19 protein-coding genes and 1 tRNA gene are annotated in these 23,003 nt (G+C 58.8%); 9 read left to right on the forward strand and 11 right to left on the reverse strand.

What is annotated here, in order from left to right; genetic code table 11:
• The first annotated feature begins 286 nt into the window (after positions 1 to 286).
• Together MED193_RS16750 and MED193_RS16755 are read left to right on the forward strand one after the other, a co-directional pair.
• Positions 287 to 1,654: an efflux RND transporter periplasmic adaptor subunit gene (locus MED193_RS16750; RefSeq protein ID WP_009810940.1), complete on the forward strand. Its 1,368-nt coding sequence runs from the start codon at positions 287 to 289 to the stop codon at positions 1,652 to 1,654.
• Positions 1,644 to 4,760, forward strand: coding sequence for an efflux RND transporter permease subunit (locus MED193_RS16755; protein WP_009810941.1), 3,117 nt, complete (start codon positions 1,644 to 1,646; stop codon positions 4,758 to 4,760). Before MED193_RS16750 ends, MED193_RS16755 begins: the two co-directional genes overlap by 11 nt.
• 61 nt (positions 4,761 to 4,821) lie before the next feature.
• Here MED193_RS16755 and MED193_RS16760 read toward each other — a convergent pair whose 3' ends face one another.
• The 3 genes from MED193_RS16760 to MED193_RS16770 all read right to left on the reverse strand — a co-directional run bounded on the left by MED193_RS16760 (position 4,822) and on the right by MED193_RS16770 (position 8,174).
• Complete coding sequence (locus MED193_RS16760; RefSeq protein ID WP_009810942.1) at positions 4,822 to 5,289, reverse strand: nuclear transport factor 2 family protein; 468 nt, start codon at positions 5,287 to 5,289, stop codon at positions 4,822 to 4,824.
• Positions 5,290 to 5,325: 36 nt separating this feature from the next.
• Positions 5,326 to 7,434, reverse strand: a complete 2,109-nt coding sequence (locus MED193_RS16765) for a pyridoxamine 5'-phosphate oxidase family protein (RefSeq protein ID WP_009810943.1) — start codon at positions 7,432 to 7,434, stop codon at positions 5,326 to 5,328.
• Positions 7,435 to 7,547: 113 nt separating this feature from the next.
• On the reverse strand, positions 7,548 to 8,174 hold the full coding sequence (locus MED193_RS16770) for a glutathione S-transferase family protein (protein ID WP_009810944.1): 627 nt from the start codon (positions 8,172 to 8,174) through the stop codon (positions 7,548 to 7,550).
• A gap of 191 nt (positions 8,175 to 8,365) precedes the next feature.
• Here MED193_RS16770 and MED193_RS16775 point away from each other — a divergent pair, with 191 nt between their 5' ends.
• Positions 8,366 to 9,274, forward strand: coding sequence for a LysR family transcriptional regulator (locus tag MED193_RS16775; RefSeq protein WP_009810945.1), 909 nt, complete (start codon positions 8,366 to 8,368; stop codon positions 9,272 to 9,274).
• A 12-nt stretch (positions 9,275 to 9,286) separates the two neighbouring features.
• Here MED193_RS16775 and nagA read toward each other — a convergent pair whose 3' ends face one another.
• The 6 genes from nagA to paaZ form a co-directional block, all read right to left on the reverse strand.
• Positions 9,287 to 10,459 (reverse strand): N-acetylglucosamine-6-phosphate deacetylase, encoded by a 1,173-nt coding sequence (nagA, locus tag MED193_RS16780; protein ID WP_009810946.1) that lies wholly within the window; start codon positions 10,457 to 10,459, stop codon positions 9,287 to 9,289.
• On the reverse strand, positions 10,452 to 11,357 hold the full coding sequence (locus tag MED193_RS16785) for a BadF/BadG/BcrA/BcrD ATPase family protein (RefSeq protein ID WP_039966969.1): 906 nt from the start codon (positions 11,355 to 11,357) through the stop codon (positions 10,452 to 10,454). Before MED193_RS16785 ends, nagA begins: the two co-directional genes overlap by 8 nt.
• 138 nt (positions 11,358 to 11,495) lie before the next feature.
• A tRNA-Met gene (locus MED193_RS16790) sits at positions 11,496 to 11,572 on the reverse strand.
• Positions 11,573 to 11,693: 121 nt separating this feature from the next.
• Positions 11,694 to 12,662 (reverse strand): alpha/beta fold hydrolase, encoded by a 969-nt coding sequence (locus tag MED193_RS16795; RefSeq protein WP_009810948.1) that lies wholly within the window; start codon positions 12,660 to 12,662, stop codon positions 11,694 to 11,696.
• A gap of 41 nt (positions 12,663 to 12,703) precedes the next feature.
• Positions 12,704 to 13,495 carry a PaaX family transcriptional regulator C-terminal domain-containing protein gene (locus MED193_RS16800; RefSeq protein ID WP_009810949.1) on the reverse strand — a complete coding sequence of 264 codons (792 nt, stop codon included), beginning with the start codon at positions 13,493 to 13,495 and terminating at the stop codon, positions 12,704 to 12,706.
• A gap of 69 nt (positions 13,496 to 13,564) precedes the next feature.
• Positions 13,565 to 15,595 (reverse strand): phenylacetic acid degradation bifunctional protein PaaZ, encoded by a 2,031-nt coding sequence (paaZ, locus tag MED193_RS16805; RefSeq protein ID WP_009810950.1) that lies wholly within the window; start codon positions 15,593 to 15,595, stop codon positions 13,565 to 13,567.
• Positions 15,596 to 15,782: 187 nt separating this feature from the next.
• On the opposite strand from paaZ, the gene paaG reads away from it, so the two are divergent.
• The 6 genes from paaG to MED193_RS16830 all read left to right on the forward strand — a co-directional run bounded on the left by paaG (position 15,783) and on the right by MED193_RS16830 (position 19,866).
• Positions 15,783 to 16,568 carry a 2-(1,2-epoxy-1,2-dihydrophenyl)acetyl-CoA isomerase PaaG gene (gene paaG, locus MED193_RS16810; protein WP_009810951.1) on the forward strand — a complete coding sequence of 262 codons (786 nt, stop codon included), beginning with the start codon at positions 15,783 to 15,785 and terminating at the stop codon, positions 16,566 to 16,568.
• A gap of 2 nt (positions 16,569 to 16,570) precedes the next feature.
• Entirely contained in the window at positions 16,571 to 16,996 is a 426-nt protein-coding gene (gene paaI, locus MED193_RS16815; protein WP_039966307.1) for a hydroxyphenylacetyl-CoA thioesterase PaaI, read from the forward strand.
• A 15-nt stretch (positions 16,997 to 17,011) separates the two neighbouring features.
• Entirely contained in the window at positions 17,012 to 18,322 is a 1,311-nt protein-coding gene (gene paaK / locus MED193_RS16820; RefSeq protein ID WP_009810953.1) for a phenylacetate--CoA ligase PaaK, read from the forward strand.
• A gap of 20 nt (positions 18,323 to 18,342) precedes the next feature.
• Positions 18,343 to 18,939: a TetR/AcrR family transcriptional regulator gene (locus MED193_RS16825; protein WP_009810954.1), complete on the forward strand. Its 597-nt coding sequence runs from the start codon at positions 18,343 to 18,345 to the stop codon at positions 18,937 to 18,939.
• A 135-nt stretch (positions 18,940 to 19,074) separates the two neighbouring features.
• Positions 19,075 to 19,440 (forward strand): hypothetical protein, encoded by a 366-nt coding sequence (locus tag MED193_RS22980; RefSeq protein WP_157041397.1) that lies wholly within the window; start codon positions 19,075 to 19,077, stop codon positions 19,438 to 19,440.
• 51 nt (positions 19,441 to 19,491) lie between these two features.
• Positions 19,492 to 19,866, forward strand: coding sequence for a hypothetical protein (locus MED193_RS16830; protein ID WP_009810955.1), 375 nt, complete (start codon positions 19,492 to 19,494; stop codon positions 19,864 to 19,866).
• A 409-nt stretch (positions 19,867 to 20,275) separates the two neighbouring features.
• Here MED193_RS16830 and dmdD read toward each other — a convergent pair whose 3' ends face one another.
• Both dmdD and MED193_RS16840 read right to left on the reverse strand, forming a co-directional pair.
• Complete coding sequence (gene dmdD, locus MED193_RS16835) at positions 20,276 to 21,082, reverse strand: methylthioacryloyl-CoA hydratase (RefSeq protein ID WP_009810956.1); 807 nt, start codon at positions 21,080 to 21,082, stop codon at positions 20,276 to 20,278.
• Positions 21,083 to 21,164: 82 nt separating this feature from the next.
• Complete coding sequence (locus tag MED193_RS16840; RefSeq protein WP_039966311.1) at positions 21,165 to 22,934, reverse strand: acyl-CoA dehydrogenase; 1,770 nt, start codon at positions 22,932 to 22,934, stop codon at positions 21,165 to 21,167.
• Positions 22,935 to 23,003: the final 69 nt, after the last annotated feature.

Below are 23,003 nucleotides of genomic sequence, written 5' to 3' on the forward strand. Positions count from 1 at the left end.
GAGGGGGACGTGCCTGTGCGGGTGCCCCACCAGGACGGTGCTAACGATTCGAGGTTCTTTTACGTGAACGCGGGCGGAATGCAGCTGGTCTTGGGGGAGGTCTAGGCGATTTGGATTTACACTACCAATGGTCGGCGCGGATTATCTGTTGGGCTTCTGCGGACAAACAGGTCAAACTCTCTGCAACGGAAATGGCAAGGGGCTGCGTTTAGGACCAGAAGCCTCCTTTATATGAGGGGGTGTGCCTGGCCAAAATACGCCTAAGCCTGACAAAAAGGTAGCTGCAATGAACCTTCGCCCTCTCCTTGTCTTGCCACCTCTCGCTTTGGGTGTTCTGGGTTTTCTCTGGATGACCTCCCGGTCGGAGCCTGTGCAGACGACCCCGCCTGAGTTTGAGCTGGCCGTTCGGGTGCAACCTGTGGAGCGCCGAGAAATTGTGGCGCAGGCCGAGGGGTTTGGTCGGGTGGAGGCCGAACACAGCTGGACAGCAATTGCCGAGGTTGAGGGGCGTGTGCTGCGCGTGGTCTCGGGCTTGGACATTGGAAGTATCGTAGAGGCGGGAACCGTCTTGGTCGAGATGGACCAAACCGACTATGAACTGTCGCGGCAAAAGACACTGGCCAACATTGCAGCCGTTGAGGCTGATCTGGCGGAGCTGGACCGCGAGGAAGAGAATGCGCAGCGGCTGCTCTTGGTGGAGCAACGTATCCTCAAGGTGGCTGAGGCTGAGCTGGCGCGAGTGCGGTCCTTGCTGGATCGTGGGGCAGGCACGCAGGCCACGGTTGATACCGCAGAAAAGTCCTATCTGGCGCAGCAGACTTCTGTCACCAGCCTCACCAACACACTGTCGCTGTTCTCGGCGCAACGCGATGCGCTGAAGGCGACGCAGGCGGTGCGGCAAGCAGAGCTGGCCGAAGCCGACCGTGCGTTGGAGAAATCTGTCATCGCGGCTCCATTCCGAGGGCGGGTGGCAAGTATGGATATCGATGTCGGACAATTCGTCAGAACCGGTGATACGCTGCTGTCTCTGGACAGCACTGCTGCCGCTCAGGTGACGGCAGAGGTTCAGCCCAGCAGTTTTGGACCAATCATCTTTGCAGACGTCCAGAGTATGTTTCCACAAAATGCCAGTTTTGACACCAGCCAGTTCACCGAGGCCATGCAGCAGGCTGGTGTGAGCGCTGTTGTGGAACTCTCCACCCCAGAACCATTTCAGTCCTGGGAGGCAGAGATTGTCCGGCTGCGGGGGACCATGGATGCAGATACAGGAACGATGGGGATTGTTGTCAGGGTTGCGGACCCTCTGGTGTTACACCCTGGTCAACGCAGGCCGCCCTTGCATGCGGGCAGCTTTGTTCGAGTGGTTTTCTCCAGCGCCCCCAGGCCGGACAGTATTGCGGTGCCGCGTCATGCGCTGCATGTCAGTGATGCGGGACAGCCCTTTGTCTATCTGGCCAACGCAGAGGATCGCTTGGCCATCCGGGAGGTCGTTCCAGGACAGGTCATCGGGAGTGAGGTTATCATTCAGTCTGGTCTAGCGGGCGGAGAAAGCTTGGTTCTGGGGTTGCCGACACCTCCGGTTGCCGGGGTGAAATTGGCACCAGTGCCAGTGCTTACTCCGCGCCTGCTGTCGGATTCTGGGGATGGCAACTGATATGATTTCCTATTTTGTGCGCCATCCGGTTGCCGCCAATCTGATCATGGCGCTGCTCTGCGTTCTGGGGGTTGGCGTCCTTAGCAATTTTGAGCGTGAAACCTTCCCTGAGTTCACCGCAAAGACAGTGGCCGCTTCGGTTCTCTACCCTGGCGCGTCAGCGCGAGATGTGGATGAGGAAATCTGCACACCGCTGGAAGCGGCGCTCACAGGCACCTCTGGCATGACCGAGCTGACCTGTCTTTCTGTTGACGGTAGAGCAACTGCCACAGCGGAGTTAGAGGAAGGCGGTGATATCACGCTGTTCTTCAACGATGTCTTTTCTGCTGTGTCCAGCATCAATGATTTCCCTGCGAATGCAGAAACGCCCACTGTGGAAATCCAGGCGCGCAGCGATCTGGTTGCCCTAATTGCCGTCTCTGGGATCGCAGGAAAACAGGGGCTGATCGAATATGCCGATCAACTGGCCGACCGGCTGCGGGGCGTGTCTGGCGTAGCTGAAATCTCTGTTTCGGGCCTTACCGATCGCGAGTTGCAAGTGGCCTTTGATCAGGAGGCCCTATACCGGTTTGGCCTGTCGCCGCGCGATATTGTGGATGCAATCCAGGCGCGAAGCCTTAGCCAGCCCCTGGGCAGTGCCGATATGGAGGAAAACAGCCTGGTACTGCGCTATACAGACTCCCGGCGTTCGGTGGCGGATCTCGAAGACCTGATCGTGTTGCAAAACGCCTCCGGCAGTTTTGTAAGGCTGCGCGATCTGGCTGAGGTTCGGATGATGGATGCCGACGAAAATGTCGCCTCTTATATAGATGGGGATCAAGCGGCGATCCTGTCTGTTTCTAAATCCAAAAACACCGACAGTATTCGGGTGTTTGAAGCGGTGGACAAGATCCTGAGCGCAGAACGCGCAGCCTATCCCGATCCGTTTCGGCTGACCGTAACCAATAATATGACAGAATTGGTCGAAGAGCGCCTAAACCTGATTGTCGAGAATATCGCCATCGGGCTGGTTCTGGTATTCTTCACAATGTGGCTGTTCTTTTCCCTGGGCGAGGCACTGTGGATTTCTGCGGCTCTGCCGGTATCCTTCCTTGGGACCCTATTTGTCATGAGTCTGCTGGGCATTACCATTAATATGATCACCCTGGTGGCGCTGTTAATGGCGGTTGGGCTGATCATGGACGATTCCATCGTCATTGCGGAAAACATCGACAAATGGCGGACCCGCGTTGGCCCCGCTGAGGCTTCGGCGCGGGGGGCGCTAGAGGTCTTGCCCGGTGTCACCTCTTCCTTTCTGACCACTGCTTGCGTGTTTGGACCCTTACTGTTCCTTGCAGGGGATATGGGACAAATTTTGCGATTTATCCCGATGGTGCTGCTCATCACGCTGGCGATTTCACTGTTTGAGGGATTTTTCATTCTTCCGCACCACCTCAGTCAGGGCAAAGCGGGACAATCTAAGGCGCAAAAGCCTCGCCTGGCAGAACGCGGCCTGGAATGGGTAAAGGAGCGATGTGTACTGCCTGTTGCCACCTGGCTGGTATCCTGGCGTTATCTGACGATGGGTTCGGTCTTTGCCGTGTTAATTCTGTCGGTCAGCCTTATTGTCGCGGGATCGGTGAAGATGATCGGGTTCCCCTCTACCGAAAGCGACACGCTAACGATCCGCTTCTCCCTGACCTCTGGGATCAGCCGGGACCGCACCGTCGAGACCGTCGAGCAGTTGCTGGCGGGATTGCGGCAGGTGGATGAGGATCTCTCCCCAAATACCGAGGGAGGCGCTCCTTTGGTGGAGCGAGTTTTGGTCCGCTATGGGGTCAATTCCGAGGTCTATGACAATGGATCCAACACGGCCACGATCACCGTGGACCTGCTCACCAGTTCTGCCCGAAATGTCACGGCAGATGCAGTGCTTGAGGCCTGGCGCCTGGCTGCGGGTCCTTTGCCGGATCTGGTCCAGTCGTCTTTCTCGCAATCCGAGGTTGGCCCCGGCGGCTTTGATCTGGATGTGGAACTCACTGGCTATGATCTCGAAGAATTGGAGGCTGCCTCGACGGTGCTGCGCAATGACTTGCTGGCGCGCGCTGACGTGGTTGAAGCCTTTCAGGATTTTTATGGCGGCCGACAGGAAGTGCAGCTTACGCTGAATGAATATGGCTATCTCGTTGGGCTTACACCGCAGACCCTGTCAGACCAGCTGCGCAGTGCTTTTGAGGGCACCGAGACCGACAGCTTCCGTTCCAATCAATCCGACATGGCGGTGCGGGTCGAACTGGGGGACACCGTGACCAACCTGGTGGAGCTGGAACGGTTTCCGATCCTGGTCGGGGAAGGCAAACTTGTTGCCCTTTCAGCAGTGGCTCAGATGACCCTGTCGCAGGGCTACCCGACGATCACCCGCAAGAACGGTAAGGCCTTGGCTCGCATCCGCGGCAAGATCGACAATGCGACCGTGACCTCAGCGCAGCTATCTGCCGTGATCACCGAGGAGCTCGGGCCCGCGCTGCAAAAGAGTTTTCCTGGTGTCGAGATTGGCATTTCGGGGGCGAGCGCCGACCAGGCTGAATCACAGGCTTCCTTATTGAAACTTATGATGTTGGGGCTCTTGGGTGTCTTTATGGTTCTGGCATTCCAGTTCCGGTCCTATTCGCTGCCCTTTGTGGTGATGTTGTCTATCCCCTTTGCCCTGGTGGGAACCATCCTTGGCCATTGGGGGATGGGGATGGATATTTCGATGCCCAGTCTGATCGGTTTTGCTTCCCTTGCGGGGATCGTTGTCAACAACGCCATACTGTTCCTGACCTTTTTCCAGACCCACCTGAAGGGCGACGACTATGTGGCGGCCTCGCTGAACGCTGTGCGGGCGCGCTTTCGCCCCATCCTGCTGTCGACCTCGACCACTATTGCCGGACTGGTACCCATCCTGTTTGAAACCAGCCCTCAGGTGCAGACACTGGTTCCCGTTGTGGTCTCGGTTGCCTTTGGTCTCTTGGCCTCGATGGTCTTGGTCTTGCTGGTTCTACCCGCGCTGATTTCCGTCTATTTTGATCTGGTTGATGTGCGCAAATGGGTGGATCAATTCCAGCGCAGCGAGAATGTGCTTTAACGGGCAAGCCTGCCCCGGACACGCAGGCGGCACCGCTCGTGGAGGTGCCGCCTTTGGTTATTTACAGTCCCAGTTCAGACAGGCCGGGATGATCATCGGGGCGACGCCCCAGCGCCCAGTGGAACTTGCGGTCGCTTTCTTTGATGGGCAGATCATTGATGCAGGCAAAGCGGTTCTGCATCAGGCCATTTTCGGCGAACTCCCAGTTTTCATTGCCATAAGAGCGATACCAGTTGCCGCTGTCATCGTGCCATTCATAGGCATAGCGCACGGCAATACGGTTTTCGGTAAAGGCCCAGAGCTCCTTGATCAGGCGGTACTCCAACTCTCGAACCCATTTCGCCTCGAGAAAGGCCTGCGCCTCGGCGCGGGTGCTGACAAAGGTCACACGGTTGCGCCATTTGGTGTCTGGGGTATAGGCCAGCGCAACTTTGGCGGCATCGCGGCTGTTCCAGCCATCTTCTGCCAAGCGCACCTTTTGGATGGCGCTGTCACGGGTAAAGGGCGGCAGTGGGGGGCGGGTGTCCATGATCTAGATCCTTTTGAAGAAGCGGGGTGAATGGGTTTAGAGGTCGAGTTCCAGAGGCGCGCTGCTCTCGGCCGGACGGGCACAGCACAGCAGTACTTCTCCAGGGAGCACCTCAGCTGTGGGAGGGGTTCGGTAGGTCACAGCACCCTGGGTCATGCGGGTGGCGCAACTGCCGCATGAGCCTGAGCGGCAGCTGAAATTGGGGGTCAGGCCTTGGGCTTCGGCATGTTCCAGAAGGGTGCCATCTTTGGGGCGCCATGTGCTCGTGGCCTCTAGACTGGTAAAACTGATCTCGGCTGTTTCTGCCTCGTCCTCGGTCGGCTGATCTGCGGGTTGCGACGGCGTTGCCGTGTCTAGAGTCCGGGTGAGGGCCGCAGGGCCAAAGCTTTCGGCAAAGATGCGGGCGTCCGCCACGCCCAGGCGGCGCAGATTGTTATATTGAGCCTGCATGAAGGGGGGCGGGCCACAGAGGAAAAAATCATAGTCATCCAGCGACAGCGCCTGTCGTAGGGTCTCATCGGTGATATGGCCGGTGCCATTGTAATCGACGCCGGGTGTTTCGCTATCTGTGGCGCTGCCAATAAGGGAGAGGTAACGGATCTGTCTCTCGGTGGCCTGCTGCAGGGCGCGGAATTCATCTGCAAAGGCGCGCTGGGCGCTGTCGCGGCTTGCATGCAGTATGGTCAGCGGTCGCAGGTGACGCGTGCGCCTGCCCTCACGGAGCACGTGGTGGGCCATCGAGATCATCGGCGTGATGCCGACGCCCCCTGCGATCAACACAGCAGGGCGGCGCTCAGCGGGGTCGATATAGAAGGAGCCCTGCGGTGCTTTTACCTCCAGAATGTCACCTGGCGTGAGCTGATCATGCAGCAGGCGTGACAGATCCCCGTGCTCTTCTCGTTTGACAGAGATCCGGTAGTAGCGCTCGCCTGGGGCAGAGGACACAGTGTAGTTTCGGCTCAGAACCTGTGCCGTTGATTGATCCTTCGATCTGGCACGTAGGGTGAGGAATTGTCCGGCTTCAAAAGGCAGCAGCGGCGCAGTGTCAGCGGGCTCCAGATAAAAGGAACGAATGACCGAGCTTTCTTGCTTGACCCGAGCCACGCGGAACTGGCGCCAGGCATTGCGGCTCAGCTCTTGTTCGGCGCGTGCGGCGCGGTCTGCCCAGGTGTCGGCCATCAGTGAATGGGGGGAAAAGGCGCCAAGCTTGGCCCGAAACGGCAGGGCATCACGCAGCCAGAGGCCGTGGTGCAGAGTAAAGCGCCAACCACGGTCGGCACCATGAAAGCCACGGATTTCCGGAGCCTCTTTTGACAGCAGCTCTGTTGTGCCAGTGAGCATCAGCAATGTGCCGGTTTCAAAATCGGGAAACACGAGGCCGGCCTTGGGGTTGAGCAGGAAGTTTCCAAAGGTGTTGAAGTGATTGTTGCCAGGAAAGTCAGGGATAATCAGGCTGTTGCCCTCTACCTGGACGAACCCAGGGCGCCCGCCCCGGTGGGAGACATCAACCCCCTCAACAACTGGGTTGTTTTGGGCGTTGACCGCACTGGCGACAAAAAACACATCCGCCTCCGCAATCCAACGTCGGGCCTCTGGGTCCAGTTTGGTAAAACGGTCGGAGGCCTGCGCCGGAGCGCTATCTGTGGCGTCGCGCAGAAAGGTGATGTCGCGATGCTGGATATACTGGGGGCAATTGCCAAAGGATTGGTCCACCCGCAGCTGAAGCTGGTCCTCCTCCAGATGTGAGACGCGCCCATTCATTCTGTTGCGGCGGCGACTGTGCATCTCGATCCCCAGCAATCCCATCGGCGCCTCAAGGTGCAGGGCGCGGCGGACCGGATCCGCGGGGGAGGCGTTCAAAGCGATGTCCAGATGGCGGTTGTCCGGGCTTTGGGCGAAACCGGGAGCGCCAGGAAACAGGCTCGCCCAGGGCCAGCCTTTTGCGTCTACCGCGCCCACCACCACAAAGGGCAGTTGGGCAAAAAACGCACGGTGCTGATCTGGCATATAGGGGCGGATCACTTTGCGACCAAACTGCTCCATCATCTCGCGGCTGCCGTTTTCGCTTTGCAGTTTCTGCTCGCCGACATGGAATGGGGAGGTGGTGTGGCTGTCGTCAGGCAGGAGGGGGAGGGCAGGAGACATGGCGGACCTCATCACGGAGAGTTACTGAAAGGAAATGGTGCGAATAGGAAAGGGCATGGTCGTTCGGGGCGGGCGCGCCGCCCCGAACCTTGGCGTGAGTGGGCGGGGAAAAATCAGGCGGCGGCGGACAGGCCAACCGGGGTGACCGGCATTGGCTTAAAGCCTTTCAAACCTTCAATATTGGCGAGCAGGCGGCGTACGTTCGCATAGGGAGCCAGGGAGATATCACCTTCGGGTGCATGGGCTACATAGGAGTAGATCGCCACATCCGCGATGGTGGGGGTGGTACCAACCAGGAAGTCGCGACCCTCTAGGTGGGCTTCCAACTTACCCAGAACCCGCTCGGCGACGGTTTTGCAGAATGCGGCATCCAATGGGGCATTAAAGACGTTGATCAACCGTGCAGCGGCAGGACCAAAGGCAATTTCGCCAGCGGCCAAGGTCAGGAATTTCTGGACTTCAGCCTCTGCCACAGGATCGCTGGGGAGATAGGCCGGGGCATATTTGCGCGCCAGGTAGACCAGAATGGCATTGGCGTCGGTGATCACGGTATCGCCGTCTTCAATGACGGGCACCTGACCGGCAGGGTTCAGAGCCAAAAAGGCCTCGCCCTTTTGTTCGCCCTTGGCGAGATCAACGTTGATTACCTCATGGGCGATGCCTGCCAGGCTGGCAAAGAGCTCGACCCGGTGAGCATGACCGGAAAGGGGAAAGCTGTGAATGCGTAGTGTATTAGACATAGTCTGTACCTCAGTGTTTTGCCGCGACTGCGGTCAGGGTGGGCGCAACTGGTTATGAGCTGCTGTGTTGATGAGGTAGAGATACATTCGGAACGATTGGGTGATAATATGCCCTATTTGGGAGTGAGTATGTACGAATTGGGGGTAATGGCCTAATCTAACATGAAGAGATCCGAACGGAGGGCCAAGCCATGGACACATTGGACTGCATGCGGACTTTTGTTGCGGTCGCAGCGCAGCATTCCTTTACTGCGGGTGCCCGCCAGATCGGGATCAGCACTAAACTGGCCAGCAAATATGTAGCCCGGCTGGAGGAACGTCTGGGCGCGCAGCTTTTCCATCGTACGACACGTTCGGTTACCCTGACAGATACCGGCCAGGCCTATCTTGAACGCTGCCTGCCTGTGCTGGACCAGATCGAAGAAATGGAAGGTGTCATTCAGGAGCGCCAATCTGAACTGGCGGGAGCCATTCGCTTAACCGCGCCCACCGGTTTTGGCAGTCGCGAGCTGGTTCAGGCTGTGACGCCGTTTCAACAGGAGCATCCAAAGGTGCAGATTGAGATGCTGTTGTCAGACTATCATGCGCCCATCGTTGAAGAGGGCATTGATTTGGCCATTCGCTTTGGAAAGCTGCAGGATTCGACCCTAGTGGCCCGAAAACTCTGCGATATGCGACTGGTTGTGGTGGCTGCGCCGGATTACTTGGAACGATTTGGTGAGCCGGGGCATCCAAAGGCGCTGGCGACCCATAACTGCCTGTTGCTGCAATCTTCAGCGCAGCCGGACATCTGGCGGTTTCGCGAGGAAGGACAGGTCACATCAGTCCCGGTGAGTGGCAGTTTTCGCGCTAATTCGCCGCGCGCGGTTGCCCATATGGCGGTGGGGGGGCAGGGCATTGCCCGTTGCCCCTATTACATCGTGAAACCCCTTATTGAGCAAGGACAGTTGCAGTTTCTTTTTGCGGACCGTGAAGATGCGCCTCTGCCGCTCTATGTGGTCTATCCGCCCAGCCGCCATCTGACCGCGCGGATTCGCGCTTTGATCGAACATCTGGCGCAGTGGTTTCAATCCACCGAACAAAACTGTTGGGGGTCTTAACAGCGCGTTGGGCTAGGGCTCGTGATAAGAGGGTTCAATAAGGGGCGCTGCGGAGCTCAGATCGCTTTGGAGGCGAATAAACTCTGCCTCAGCCAGATCGAGTGCGGACCTGTCATTCGACCAATGGCCGATCACTTGGCGCGGAGTTGTGACCGCTGCCGTCAGGGCCTCTTCGAGGGAAATGCCACATTGGGAGACCAGCACCCGCAGGGCAGTGGTGAGGTCCAGATCAGCGCCTGCCAGGGTACCATCCCCCAGGGTGAGGCGGCCGTTCTGGCGTAGGATCCGGCGCCCCTCCAGCTCAAACGAGGAGATATCGCTGCCCGCAGGGGCCATGGCGTCACTCACCAGATAGATTTTGCCCTGAGAGTTGGGACCTCTCACCTTGGCGGCCCAGGCTGTGCGCAATGCGGCAGGATGTACGTGGAAACCATCGGCAATCAGGCCGACGCTCAGGTCGGGATTGCTGAGTGCAGCCCCGACCACACCGGGGGCGCGGTGGTCAAGCGGGCTCATGGCGTTGAACAGATGGGTGACGCAGGTCACACCTGCTTCGGCATAGGCCATGGCCTGCTCAAAGGGTGCATTCGTGTGGCCCAGGGACAAGATCACTCCCGCGTCGCGCAGGGTTCTGACCTGTTCCAGACTGGCGCTTTCGGGTGCCAGTGTGACCTTTAGCACCGGCAAGGCCTCGGCGGCGGCAAGCAGCAGCTCCAGATCCACCTGCGTCATTTCCCGGATCAGCGCCGCGTCATGGGCGCCTTTGCGGCTGTGGGACAGATGCGGACCCTCCAGGTGCAGCCCGGCAATGCCAGGCATGCCTGCCTTGGTCGCCTGCACCGTTGCATTGATGACCTGCGCGGTTTTTTCTGGCGTATCGGTAATGAGCGTGGGAAGAATTTGCACCGCCCCAAGCTGTCTATGTGCCTTGGCAATGCGCGACAGCCCGGTGCAGTTTGGCTCAGCATTTAGCATGATGCCGTCCCCACCATTGACCTGAAGATCCAGATATCCGGGGCTGAGGATATCCCCGGCCAGATCTACATAGCGCAAATTGGCTGCGGGGGGACTATCGGGCGCCAGACTGACCAGCTTGCCTGCCTCAAACCTGGCGGTGAGGCCGTGTTGCAGACTATGGCCATCAAAAATTGGCCCGCCACCATAAAGAGTGGTTGTCTTATTCATTGTGCTGTCCTGGCCGTGTCTCTGGCTGCGCTTGTGCCGCGAACTCTCGTGCCAGGGCCAGCGCCCCGCTCAAAGGGTCGCCTTGTGGCGGGCGCAGATCTTCCTGCATCTGTTCGGGAAGGTAGACGAGGTACTCTGGCGCCAGCCCTCCTGTGAGACACAGGCGGTGACCGGGTGTCCAGCCGATCCGTGGTAGGGTCTCGGCAATATAGCAGGCCCCCTGGTGCATCAGTTTTATGGCCAGAGCGTCGCCCCCTTTGGCATAGCGGGTCACGTCTTTGGCAAAGGCACCAAACTCCATCGGGCTGGCCTGACTGGCAAAGGAAACGATCTCGGCAGAGCCGGAAAAACGGGCCAGCAGAGAGGCACTTAAACCTGTGGCCGGGGCCAGACCATCAACTACATCCAAGGTGCGGGCCAAGGCCAGACGGCCTAGCCACTGCGCTGATCCTTCGTCCCCCAGCTGCTGCCCCCAGCCGCCCACAATATGGCGGGTGCCCTTGATTTGGCTGGCCAAAAAGGAACCCGTCCCACAATGTGCAATGGCGCCCTCAGCAGTACCAAGCGCGCCACGCAGGGCTGCGGGTCTGTCGTCTTCAATATGGGGCCGACTGAGGGGGAGTGCACGTTGCAAACGGCATGCGATCTCGGAGCTTACTACGCCAGCCAGTCCCAGAAAGGCGGGCACTTCGTAAAGTTCTGCCAGCGGCAGCTCCGCCGCGACACTGAGCCGTTCCAGCCCCAGGTGAATTTGTGCCACTGCTCCGTCAAAATTACTGGAGACATTGGCTGGACCGCTTTCAACCCTGATCACCTCACCTGCGCGTTCCATGGCAATTCGACAGCGGGATCCGCCACCATCTATGGCAAGGATTATTGAGGAGGCGGGCTGAGTCATGGTCACAGGTATAAGTGCCGGATTAGCAGGGGGCCAGTCCAAGATTGTTTGCTGATACAGGCAAAAGGTTAGCGCCACGACAGATGCCATAGCATACTTGCTGAGGGCGGGCCGTTTTGCTGAGCTGCAGGAGAGAAATGGTGGCGTGGGGGAGACTTGAACTCCCGACCTATCGATTATGAGTCGATCGCTCTAACCAACTGAGCTACCGCGCCATCTTCTGTGAGGGGCGATTTACGGAATGGGGCCTCTGGGGTCAAGGCGCAAATGCAGGAGAAATCGGCTTTCGCGGATGTTTTTTTGCTTCGACCGGCAGTTTCTTTGCTTTTCAGCCCGTTAGGCTTTGTTAGGCAGGGCCTGCACTGTAGCGCGAATAAAGTCATTGCAGAGATCTGGCACCGTAATGGGCAGCATATGGCCATGATCAGCGGCAATTTGACAGTTTAGGCCGTAGGCTTCCATCGCGTGCCCCTGGGATTGGGGGGCGAGAATGGCATCCTCGCCCCCAAAAAGAATCGCCCCGGGTGTGCGCAGCTCCTTTGCGTAACGGGCGGCCTGGGTCTCGATCGCTGGGTAGAGGTATGAGGCATCGGCCGAGGCCGCGACAAAGCTCTCGGGGCGTAGCCCCAGTGCGCCGCCTGCCTTGATTAGAAAATCATCTGGGCAGGTCTCAGGTGCAAAAATCTGCTGCAGAACCGGCTCTGCTGTGCGTTGCGCAGTTGGCACTGCAACGGTCTGCGCCATCAGATGCCGCATGATGCTGGTGTGCACGATCAAGCCCTTAAAGGCTTCTGCCCCCTGTGAGGAGGGGTGCGTCAGCGGGGCCAGCAAGGCAAGGCCGCGAATTTTCTCAGGCGCCTGTAGCGCCATGGCGAGCGAGACCGCACCACCGAGAGAATGCCCAACCAGAACGGGTTGGTCGACCTCCAGTTGGTCGAGGACGTTTAACAAGGTTTTTGCCTGTTCGGGCAGGCGAGCCAGGCCGTCACTGGCACGTGTGGAATATCCGCAACCAGGTCGGTCCAGTGCAATCACCCTGTGGTCCTTGGCGAGCAGCTCCGCCAGAGCATAGGTGAAATGTTGCAGCTGTCCGCTTAAGCCGTGGATCAGCACCAAAGGCTGGGCATCACGTGGGCCGATATCGATATAATGGATTTTTCCCTGAACGGTGTTGCAGAACTGGCCAACAGGCGGCACCAATTGCCGGGCTTCGCGCGCAAGCTTGCGGGTTTTGAGATGCGAGGCCCCCATGAGCGCTGCAGGGGCGGCAAGGGCGATCAGGGCAAGACTACTAAGGGCGGACATCAAAAATACTCCAAAGGAAAAGGCGGGCACAAGGCCGTTAGTTATTGCTCCAGATCTTGAAGTTGGGGGCGCGGCAGCCTGTCCAAAAGGTCAAAGACATGGGCCCGGCAGGCCTCTCCACTCCATGCATCGGGGGAGAAACCAGAGGGCAGAACGGGGTGGCGCAGAGCAATGCGGCGCCAATGGTGTACCACCAGAGTGCGCAGAGTGGCCACTTGCACCGGCGTCAGCGCCGCTGTGGAGGGCGGGATCTCTTTCAGGGCGTCTAGCAGGGATTGGCAGGCGTCGATCAAGTCCTGCGGGAATAGGCGGGCCTGTAACCAACTGGGCTGCGAAAGATCAGAGACCTGTGCAACCAGAAGATCGTCCAGCCCAGTCGGGGCAGCGCCATAGCCCAGCGCAGTGCGGCGGTTGACCTGGGTATACTGCGGGAGCAGCAGGGTCTCTTCCAGAGCCGCTTGTCCCGCACCGTCATCCGCGATCAAGAGATGCCAGTCTTGCGGCGGTTCTGGGATACGGGCGTAGATTCTCGGAGTCACGGCGGCAGATTGATTGCGACCAAACTCCGTCAGATAGTGCACTGAGGCACGTCCAGACCGGGTGCTTTCGATCCAGCCATCTTTGCGCAGCCGGTGCAGGGCCACCCGGATGGCTTCGGGCTTGATCCCCATCGGGGTGATGATTTGGGTCAGGGTGGTGCCACTGATCTGATCGCCTGTTTTCTGCGCCAGATCGCCAAACAGCGACACAATAATTGACCAGACTCGCAGGTTCTGCAGGTCGGTCAACTGGGCTATGCTCGCTTCGAAGTTCTGAAAAGATGCTGCTGTCATAGCAACAAGATAGGCACTCCGGGCCTGTTAGACCAGCCCGGAGCGTTGGGGGGTGGCGATATTGGCGCCTTAGAACGCGTTCATGGTCAGCAGTTCATATTCCGCGACTTTTTCGTCGTCTTGATTGGTCAGGGTCACGTGCCAGCGGACCTCACCGTATTCCTCATTTCGGGGTGTCTTCTTCTTGACGCTCAGACGTACCTTGATGCTATCGCCCGCCGAAACCGGCTTCATGAAGCGCAGGTTGTCGAGACCGGTGTTGGCCAGAACAGGCCCCTCATTGGGTTCGACAAACAGGCCGGCAGCAAAGGAGAGCAGGAGGTAGCCATGTGCGACGCGACCGGGGAAGAAAGGGTTCCGCTTGGCGGCGGCGTCATCCATATGCGCGTAGAAGGTATCGCCGGTGAATTTGGCGAAATGTTCGATATCTTCCAGCGTGACCTCCCGCGCGGGGCTGTTTAGCGTCTCGCCGATGGCCAGTGCGCCATATTTGCGGGTGAAAGGATGGGCAGGGCCTGCGATCTCCGTCCCTCCGGGCACCCATTGCTCGCCGATGGCAGCCAGAATGTCGGGGCTGCCCTGAATGGCGGTGCGCTGCATATAGTGTTTCACACCGCGAACCCCGCCCAGTTCTTCGCCACCACCGGCACGACCGGGGCCACCATGCACCATGTGCGGCAGGGGGGAGCCATGGCCGGTGCTTTCCTTCATCGAGGTGCGGTTGTTGAAATAGATCCGCCCGTGATAGGCGCCCGATCCCAGCGCTACTTCGCGGGCCACCTCTGCGTCATTGGTGATGCAGGACGCCACCAGTGACCCCTCGCCACGGTTGGCCAGCGCAACCGCATGGTCCAGGTCACGGTAGCCCATGACGGTCGAGATCGGACCAAAGGCTTCGGTGTCATGCACGCGCCGGGCAGCGTCGGGGTTTTCGCAGTGGAACAGCATCGGCGGCACAAAGGCACCTTTTTCAGCATCGGCGCCCTCAACCGTAAAGTCTTCGGGGTCGCCATAGACGCGGGTGGCTTCGGTTGCCAAGATCGCCGCCTTTTCCAGCACGTCACGCTTCTGCCCATTGGACACCAGCGCCCCCATACGGGTGCTCTCCAGGCGTGGATCACCGATCTGGGTCTTGGCCAGACGAGCCGACAGTGCTTCGATCACCGCTTCGGTCTGCGATATCGGCGTGATGATGCGGCGCACGGCGGTACATTTCTGTCCCGCCTTGGTGGTCATCTCGCGGCTGACTTCTTTGATGAAGAGATCAAATTCCGGAGTGCCGGGTGTGGCATCTGGCCCCAGGATCGACGCGTTCAGGCTGTCCTGCTCAGCCACAAAGCGGATGGATTTTTCCAGAATCACCGGGTTCTGCCGCAGCTTTAATGCAGTCTGGGCCGAGCCGGTAAAGCTGACCACATCTTGCATGGTCAGATGGTCGAGCATGTCGCCCAGCCCGCCCGAAACCAGCTGTAGGGCGCCGGCAGGCAGGATGCCACTGTCGAGCATCAGCCGCACGGCGAGTTCGGTGACATAGCAGGTGGCTGTCGCAGGCTTGACGATGGCGGGCACACCGGCCAGCAGGGTGGGGGCGAGCTTTTCCAACATGCCCCAGACCGGGAAGTTGAAGGCGTTGATATGGACCGCAACGCCTTGCAAAGGCGTGCAGATGTGCTGGCCCAGGAACGTGCCGTTGCGCGACAGCTGCTCAACCTCGCCATCCAGGTAGACCTTGGCATCGGGCATCTCGCGGCGGCCTTTGGAGGCAAAGACAAACATGGTGCCGATGCCGCCGTCGATGTCGATCATGTGGTCGGACTGGGTGGCACCGGTGTCAAAGCTCAGATCATAGAGCGCCTGTTTGTGTTCATTCAGATGCGCTGACAGCGCCTTGAGCATGCGGGCACGGTCATGGAAGGTCAGCGCACGTAGGGCGGGTCCGCCCACGTCGCGGGCGTAGGAGAGCATCGCCTGCACATCCAGCGCGTCATTGCCAGCCTGCGCCAGCGGGGCACCAGTGACGGCGCTGGCGATATTGCGGGCGCCCGCGCCCGGGGCGATCCATTCACCCGCGGCGAAACTCGATACGTCTAGAAGGCTCATGCTCTGTCCTTTTCATTCCTGTGGCCGATCCCCTGCGGCAGGTCGTGAGACGACTCGCTGCCCTAGGGCCTCAAATTCACTTTGAATGATATATTGACCGTCCGGTCGGTTTATGCAAGGAATTTGTCAACGGAGGTTTGCAGCCCGCTGGTTTGAGATAGCCAGGGGCGGCATGAGGGAGAAAGAGATGTCCGATTCAATATTGGTCGCGGATCACGGCGCTTGGGTGGAGATCACCCTGAACCGGCCGGATCGGCTCAACAGTTTCAACGATGAAATGCACTATGCCCTGCGCGCCGCCATTGAGGCGGCGCGGGATGGTGGTGCGCGGGCGATCCTGCTGACCGGTGCGGGCCGGGGCTTTTGTGCCGGGCAGGACCTGGGCGACCGCGATCCCAGCAAGATGGATGGACCGCCGGATCTGGGCAACACGGTGCGGACTTTCTATGCGCCGCTGGTCAATCTGATCCGCTCGCTTGAGTTCCCTGTGATCTGTGCTGTCAACGGTGTCGCTGCCGGGGCTGGTGCCAATATCGCATTGGCCTGCGACATGGTTTTTGCAGCGGAAAGCGCCAAGTTCATTCAGTCTTTCTCCAAGGTCGGGTTGATCCCGGACACCGGCGGCAGCTGGCATCTACCACGGCTACTGGGCGAGGCCCGCGCCAAGGGGCTGGCCTTTACTGCGCAGCCGCTGCTCGCCAAACAGGCCGAGGACTGGGGGCTGATCTGGAAAGCGGTGCCGGATGCGGATCTGATGGAGACGGCCCGCGACATGGCCGCGCAGCTGGGCAATGGGCCCACCCTGGGTCTGGGTCTCAGTAAACATTGCATTCAGGATGCCGCCGTGGCGACGCTGACGGACCATCTGGAGCAGGAAGCCGACGCCATGAAGACCTGCGGTGAAAGCGCGGACTACGCCGAGGGCGTTGCCTCCTTCCTGGAAAAACGTGCGCCAAAGTTTCAGGGGAAATGAGCATGACCCCTAAAGAACGCGCTGAAAAATCCGCTGAGGCCATGTGGGCCAGTGACAATGCCTCGAAATGGGCGGGGATGGAGATCACCGCCATTGACGAAGGCTCGGCGACGCTAGAGCTGACCATCGCGCCGCATCACTGCAACGGCCATGGCATCTGCCATGGCGGCGTGACCTTCATGCTGGCCGACAGCGCCTTTGCCTTTGCCTGCAACAGCCGCAACCAATCAACGGTGGCGCAGAGCAACAGCATCACATTTACCGCCCCTGGCAAGCTGGGCGAGCGATTGATTGCCCGCGCCACTGAGGTCTCTCTGACCGGGCGCAGCGGTATTTATGACGTGACAGTTGAAAACCAAACCGGCCAGATGATCGCAGCCTTTCGCGGGCTTTCGCGTGCCATCAAGGGCCAGTTGTTTGACGAATAGGCGACGGAGGAAGCCATGAAAGATCTTACCCCTAAAAAGGCAGACCTCGATGCGATCGAGATTGCTTCGATTGATGAAATCCGCGCCGTTCAGCTCGAGCGCCTGAAGTGGTCGCTGCGTCATGCCTATGACAACGTGCCAATGTACAAAGAGCGCTTTGACGCGGCTGGCGTGCACCCGGACGACCTGCAGCAGCTGTCGGATCTGTCCAAGTTCCCGTTCACCTACAAGAACGACCTGCGCGACAACTACCCCTTTGGTCTTTTTGCGGTGCCGCGTGAGGAAATCATTCGCCTGCATGCTTCCTCCGGTACGACAGGTAAGCCGACTGTTGTGGGCTATACCGCTAATGATATCTCGAACTGGGCGGATCTGGTGGCGCGCTCTCTGCGGGCGGCCGGGCTGCGCAAGGGCGATATGGTGCATAACGCCTATGGCTATGGGCTGTTCACCGGCGGTCTGGGCGCGCATTACGGGATTGAACGTCTGGGCGCGACCGTGGTGCCCATGTCTGGCGGTCAGACCGAAAAGCAGGTCGGGTTGATCACCGACTTCCAACCCGATGGGATTATGGTGACGCCCTCATATATGCTCAATATCCTTGAGCAATATCATAAGGTTGGCATGGACCCGCGCGAAAGCTCGCTTCAGGTGGGTATTTTTGGGGCTGAGCCCTGGACTGATGCCATGCGTCGCGAGGTCGAAGCCGCGTTTGATATGCATGCGGTTGATATTTATGGTCTGTCTGAAATCATGGGGCCGGGTGTGGCCAGCGAATGCGTCGAGACCAAGGACGGTCCAGTGATCTGGGAAGATCACTTCCTGCCCGAGATCATTGATCCCGTAACTGGCGAAGTGCTGCCTGATGGCGAAATGGGCGAGTTGGTCTTTACCACCCTCACCAAAGAAGGCCTGCCGATGGTGCGCTACCGCACCCGCGACCTGACGCGCCTGCTGCCCGGCACGGCGCGCTCAATGCGGCGGATGGAAAAGATCACCGGTCGCTCGGATGACATGATCATTCTGCGGGGCGTCAATGTCTTCCCCAGCCAGATCGAAGAGCAGCTAATGGCCACCGGTGGTTTGGCGCCGCACTATCAGATTGAGCTTTACAAAGCCGGTCGTATGGATGCGATGCGGGTCTATGTCGAGGCCAACCCAGATGCCACCGATGAGCTGAGTAAAACAGCCGCTGCGCGGATGCTGACCAAACGCATCAAGGATATGGTTGGCGTTTCCACTGAGATCATCGTAGGCGAGCCTGGCGAAGTTGAGCGCAGCCAGGGCAAAGCCAAGCGCGTCGTCGATAACCGCGACGCTGACTAATCAAGGAGAGAGCTGACCTTATGGCCCGCACCATTGCAAAAGATCATGACGAAAAGCGCGCTCAGATTCTAAAATCTGCCGCCAAGGTCTTTGCCGAGGCGGGCTATGATCGCGCGTCCATGACCCAATTGGCGCGCGAATGCGGGATCTCCAAGGCCAATATTTATCACTATTATGACAGCAAGGATGCCGTGCTTTTCGGCCTCCTTGATACCTATCTTTCGGATCTGCGCGACCGCGTCTGCGGGGTCGAGGTTGCGGATCTTGCCCCAGATGAGGCGCTGCGTCAGGTGGTGGCTGAAGTGCTGCTCGCCTATCAGGGCGCGGATTACGAGCACAAGGTGCAGTCCGGTGCCATGGGCGCCCTGCCGGAAGAGCAGCAAAAGCTGCTGCGCGCCTATCAGCGTGAAATGGTGCAGTTCCTCAGCGACACATTGCAGGCGGTGGCGCCCGATGTCTTTGAAGGCAATGGTGAGAAGCTCCGTTCCGCCACCATGTCGGTCTTTGGCATGTTGAACTGGTACTATATGTGGAACTCCGGCGCCGGCCCCAAGGCGCGTGAGGACTATGCTGAGCTGGTCGCCAACCTGACCCTGAACGGGGTGCGGGGGCTGTAGAGCAATATCTGCTTCGCGCCCAAAGCTACGTGTGGATGGACTTGACCCAACGGATGTATCAGAACTAGCCTTCCCAATATGTTTATCCGGTTTGTTTGCAATAGAACCCACCCAAATATCGACGCAGAACTTGGTATGTTTGCAGCCCGTGACTATGTTGATTTTTCTCAGCAGAAAGGGAGCATTCAGAGAGCGCATGAAGAAGCTTTTTATTGGTTCAGCGCAGATGGCGGCGGCGGGTTAACTTATCCTCGGCTTAAAGGAAAAGCTCGTACAGCCGATGTTAAAAAATCTCTATTTTGGTTTCGAGTAGATGCCAAATTCTTTCATCGTGAGGCTGGTAGCGTTATTGTGCGAGCGCGCGAATTGGCATCCGTCCTTACTCTTGCAGGATGTGAAATTCGCGAAATACAAACCAAATCTCCGGGCAAAATAGTCTGGGAAGACAGCCGCCAAGTCCTCGCGTTGCCAGATTCTAAAAAAGTTCCGAGAGCGTTTTGATCTGACCTACTCAGTGGTAAGAACTTGAACTAGTGCGGGAGACAACGGGCTATGAAGACATTCGACGCGAACATTTTAGAAACGCTCAACAAGGAGTGTAATGGGGTCGGCGTACACTATATCGGGCTGGGTACGTATGACTTTCAAATATCCTTTGGAAATTTGGACCGTATCCGAACCATGGAAAAGGCCGTCTTTTCAATAAGCGGAAGACATTACTCGTGGACGAAAAGCCCGTCAAAAATTCCCTTTGGTTTGCTACTTGAGCAAGTTCCAACCCATTTCGAACTTTCAAACTTGCAAGTAATACGGATGTGCTTCAAGTCAGGGGATTTCGTAGAATTTCACACAGCAGAAAGTGCTCATGAATCTGTCGTAATCGACCTCGGCGTAAGGGGCGATATCCATGTGATTGAAGTTTTTTAAGCTGCCACTTTGTCCGCATAGCGAGCCATCAAGGGCTGCCACAATTTGGCAGCGCCCGAACCGCCCCCACGGGGCGGGCGCTTTGCGTCCCACCCCTCGGTTCGGACGCGGAGATTTTCTGAAAAGTGTTAAAGCAGCACAATCCGCCAGTGGGCTTTGGCAAAGGCCCGATTTGTCGTCATGCTGTTTGCGTGTCCTAGGGAGCGCTCAGAAGTGTTACCTCGTCAAAGATGCGCGCAGCACCTCCCACTGCCGCTGCCAGATGGGCTCTTTGAAGGCCAGCAGCCAGTAGCTCTCGTGATGGGATGGGCGCGGGGGCAATCCGCAACGACGGTCCTCAACAGGGCTTTGGTGTCTCAGCTCCACCCTGTTCGAGGCCGGAGCTGAGATCGTGTTTTTGGTGTTGGGATCAGTCGTTGCGGCGGACGCGGGCGGCGCTCTTGTCGGCAAAGGCGGCCAGGCGTGCCCGGGCGTCGGGTTGGGTATTCACCACCCCGGCCACCACAGCTTCGGCATAGGCTGCATCCATGGCCGACATGTTCTGCATGTGGCTGACAGCAGAGCAGATGGCAAAGTTCGACAGAGGCAGGTTTTCAGCCGTCCGGCGGGCCAGTTCCAGCGCTTTGTCAAAGCTGGAGCCTTCCACGATGTACTGGGCCAAGCCGAGATCGCAGGCCTCCTGCCCCTGATAAACACGACCGGTCAGCATCATGTCGATCATGCGCGACTTGCCGACCAGATCGGTCACGCGAATGGTGGCACCACCGCCGGTGAATAGCCCGCGCTGACCTTCGGGCAGTGCAAAATAGGTGCTCTGATCCATCACCCGGATATGGGCCGAGCTGGCCAGCTCAAGCCCGCCCCCGACAACGGCCCCCTGGAGGGCGGCAATCACTGGCACCCCACCATATTCCATCTTGTTAAAGGCCTCGTGCCAACGCAGGCAAACATGCATGAAGTCCGCTGGGCTGCGGTCTTCGTCGTGATGTTCGATGAGGTCCAGCCCAGCACAGAAATGATCGCCGGCCCCGGCCAGAACCACGGCTTTGACACCAGCGCGCGGCGCGGTGGAGAAGAAATCAACCAGCTCTTCGATGGTGTCTATATCCAGCGCGTTGCGTTTGGTCGGACGATTGAGTGTAACCACCCACACCCCATCGTCATGGGGCTGAAGGTCGAGGTTCTTGAAACGGGCGATGTCGATTTTGGCGGTCATGATACAGTCCTTATTGGCGAAAAAGGTACAGGCAACCGAAGCGGCGGCACTGCCCAGGTATGAGAATGTTGGCTTGGCGCGATTACAGCAGGGCTGCCGACAGGCTCTCGGCGCCTGAAACACAGCGGCTGCGCTGCACCTCGACCTCGCAGAGCACGTGGTCGGCGTAGAAACGGGCCGATGCCACCTTGGCCGCCATGAATTCGGGATCCTCGCCGCGCGCCAGGGCTGCCTCGGCAGCCAGCAACCCGCGCGCCATCTGCCAGCCAGAGACCAGGTTTCCGGCCAACATCAGATAGGGCACACCAGCGCCAAAGGCCGCAGGCATGTCGCTCTTGTTCAGGCTCAGAAGATGCGAAACCACCTCTTCAAAGGCCCGGCGGGCCGCGGTCAGGCGGGGCGCAACGGCCTGGGCAGCAGGGGACCCTGCGGCCAATTCTGTTTCGGTTTCGGCAATCCTTGCGGCCAAAGCACGGGCGGTCGCCCCGCCATCGCGCAGGGTCTTACGCCCCACCAGATCATTGGCCTGAATGGCGGTGGTGCCCTCATAGATCGGCAAGATGCGGGCATCGCGGTAGTGCTGCGCCGCGCCGGTTTCCTCGATAAAGCCCATGCCGCCATGTACCTGTACCCCCAGCGAGGCCACTTCGACACCGTTTTCAGTGCTGAAACCTTTGACCAGCGGCGTCAGGAACTCTGATAGCGCTTTGGCTTCGGTCTGAGCATCGGGGGTGGGGGCGTTGCGGGCCATATCCTGGCACCCCGCAGCAAACATGGCCATGCCACGCGCGCCCTCCGTCAGCACCCGCATCCGCATCAACATGCGGCGCACATCGGGATGGTGGACAATGGTGACGGCCTCGCGGGTGGAGCCATCCACTGGCGCGCTTTGCACCCGTTCCTTAGCAAAGGCAAGTGCCTGCTGATAGGCACGTTCGCCTACTGCGATGCCTTGCAGACCCACCGCATAGCGGGCCGAGTTCATCATCTCAAACATGTAGGTAAGGCCTGCGTTTTCCTCGCCAATCAGGAAGCCTGTGGCCTCTTCAAACTGCAACACGGCGGTGGGGCTGGCCTTGATCCCAAGCTTGTGTTCGACACTTGGGCAGATCACGCTGTTGCGCGCGCCCAAAGAGCCATCCGCATTGACCATATATTTGGGTACCAAAAACAGGCTAATGCCTTTGACGCCAGCGGGGGCGTCGGGGGTTCGGGCCAATACCAAGTGCACGGTGTTTTCCGACATGTCATGCTCACCATAGGTGATGAAGATCTTGGTGCCGCTGATCTTATAGGTGCCATTGGCCTGGGCCTCGGCGCGGCTGCGCACCAGGGCCAGATCGCTGCCCGCCTGGGGCTCGGTCAGGTTCATGGTGCCAGTCCATTTACCACTGACCAGATTTTCCAGATAGATCGCCTTGGTTTCTTTGGACCCTGCAGTCAGCAGCGCCTCGATGGCTCCGTCGGTCAGCAGTGGACACAGAGCAAAGCTGAGGTTTGCAGCATTCAGCACCTCAGTGGCGGCAGCCCCTACGGCACGGGGCAGGTCCTGACCGCCAAAGTCACCGGGATGCGGCAGGCTCTGCCAGCCCATCTCGACAAATTTTGCGTAGGCCTCAGCAAAGCCATCTGCCAGCACAACCTTGCCATCCACCACATGCGATCCCGCTGCATCGCCAGAGGCGTTTAGCGGCGCGATTTCTTCTGAACAAAAACGGCCCAGCTCTTCTAGGACGGCGGCGGCATCTGACAACTCCAACCCATCATATTTGTCCAACCCAGAGACCTCGGACCAGCGGGAGAGGTGCTCAATGTTGAAAAGCATGTCTTTTACAGGTGCATCAAAACTCACGGGTCGTCCCCTCCACTGGGCTAATTTCAGGTCTTTGGCCGAATACGGCTTGCCTAATATGCCAGATAG

It is taken from the genome of Roseobacter sp. MED193, from assembly GCF_000152965.1.
GTDB lineage: Bacteria > Pseudomonadota > Alphaproteobacteria > Rhodobacterales > Rhodobacteraceae > Pseudophaeobacter.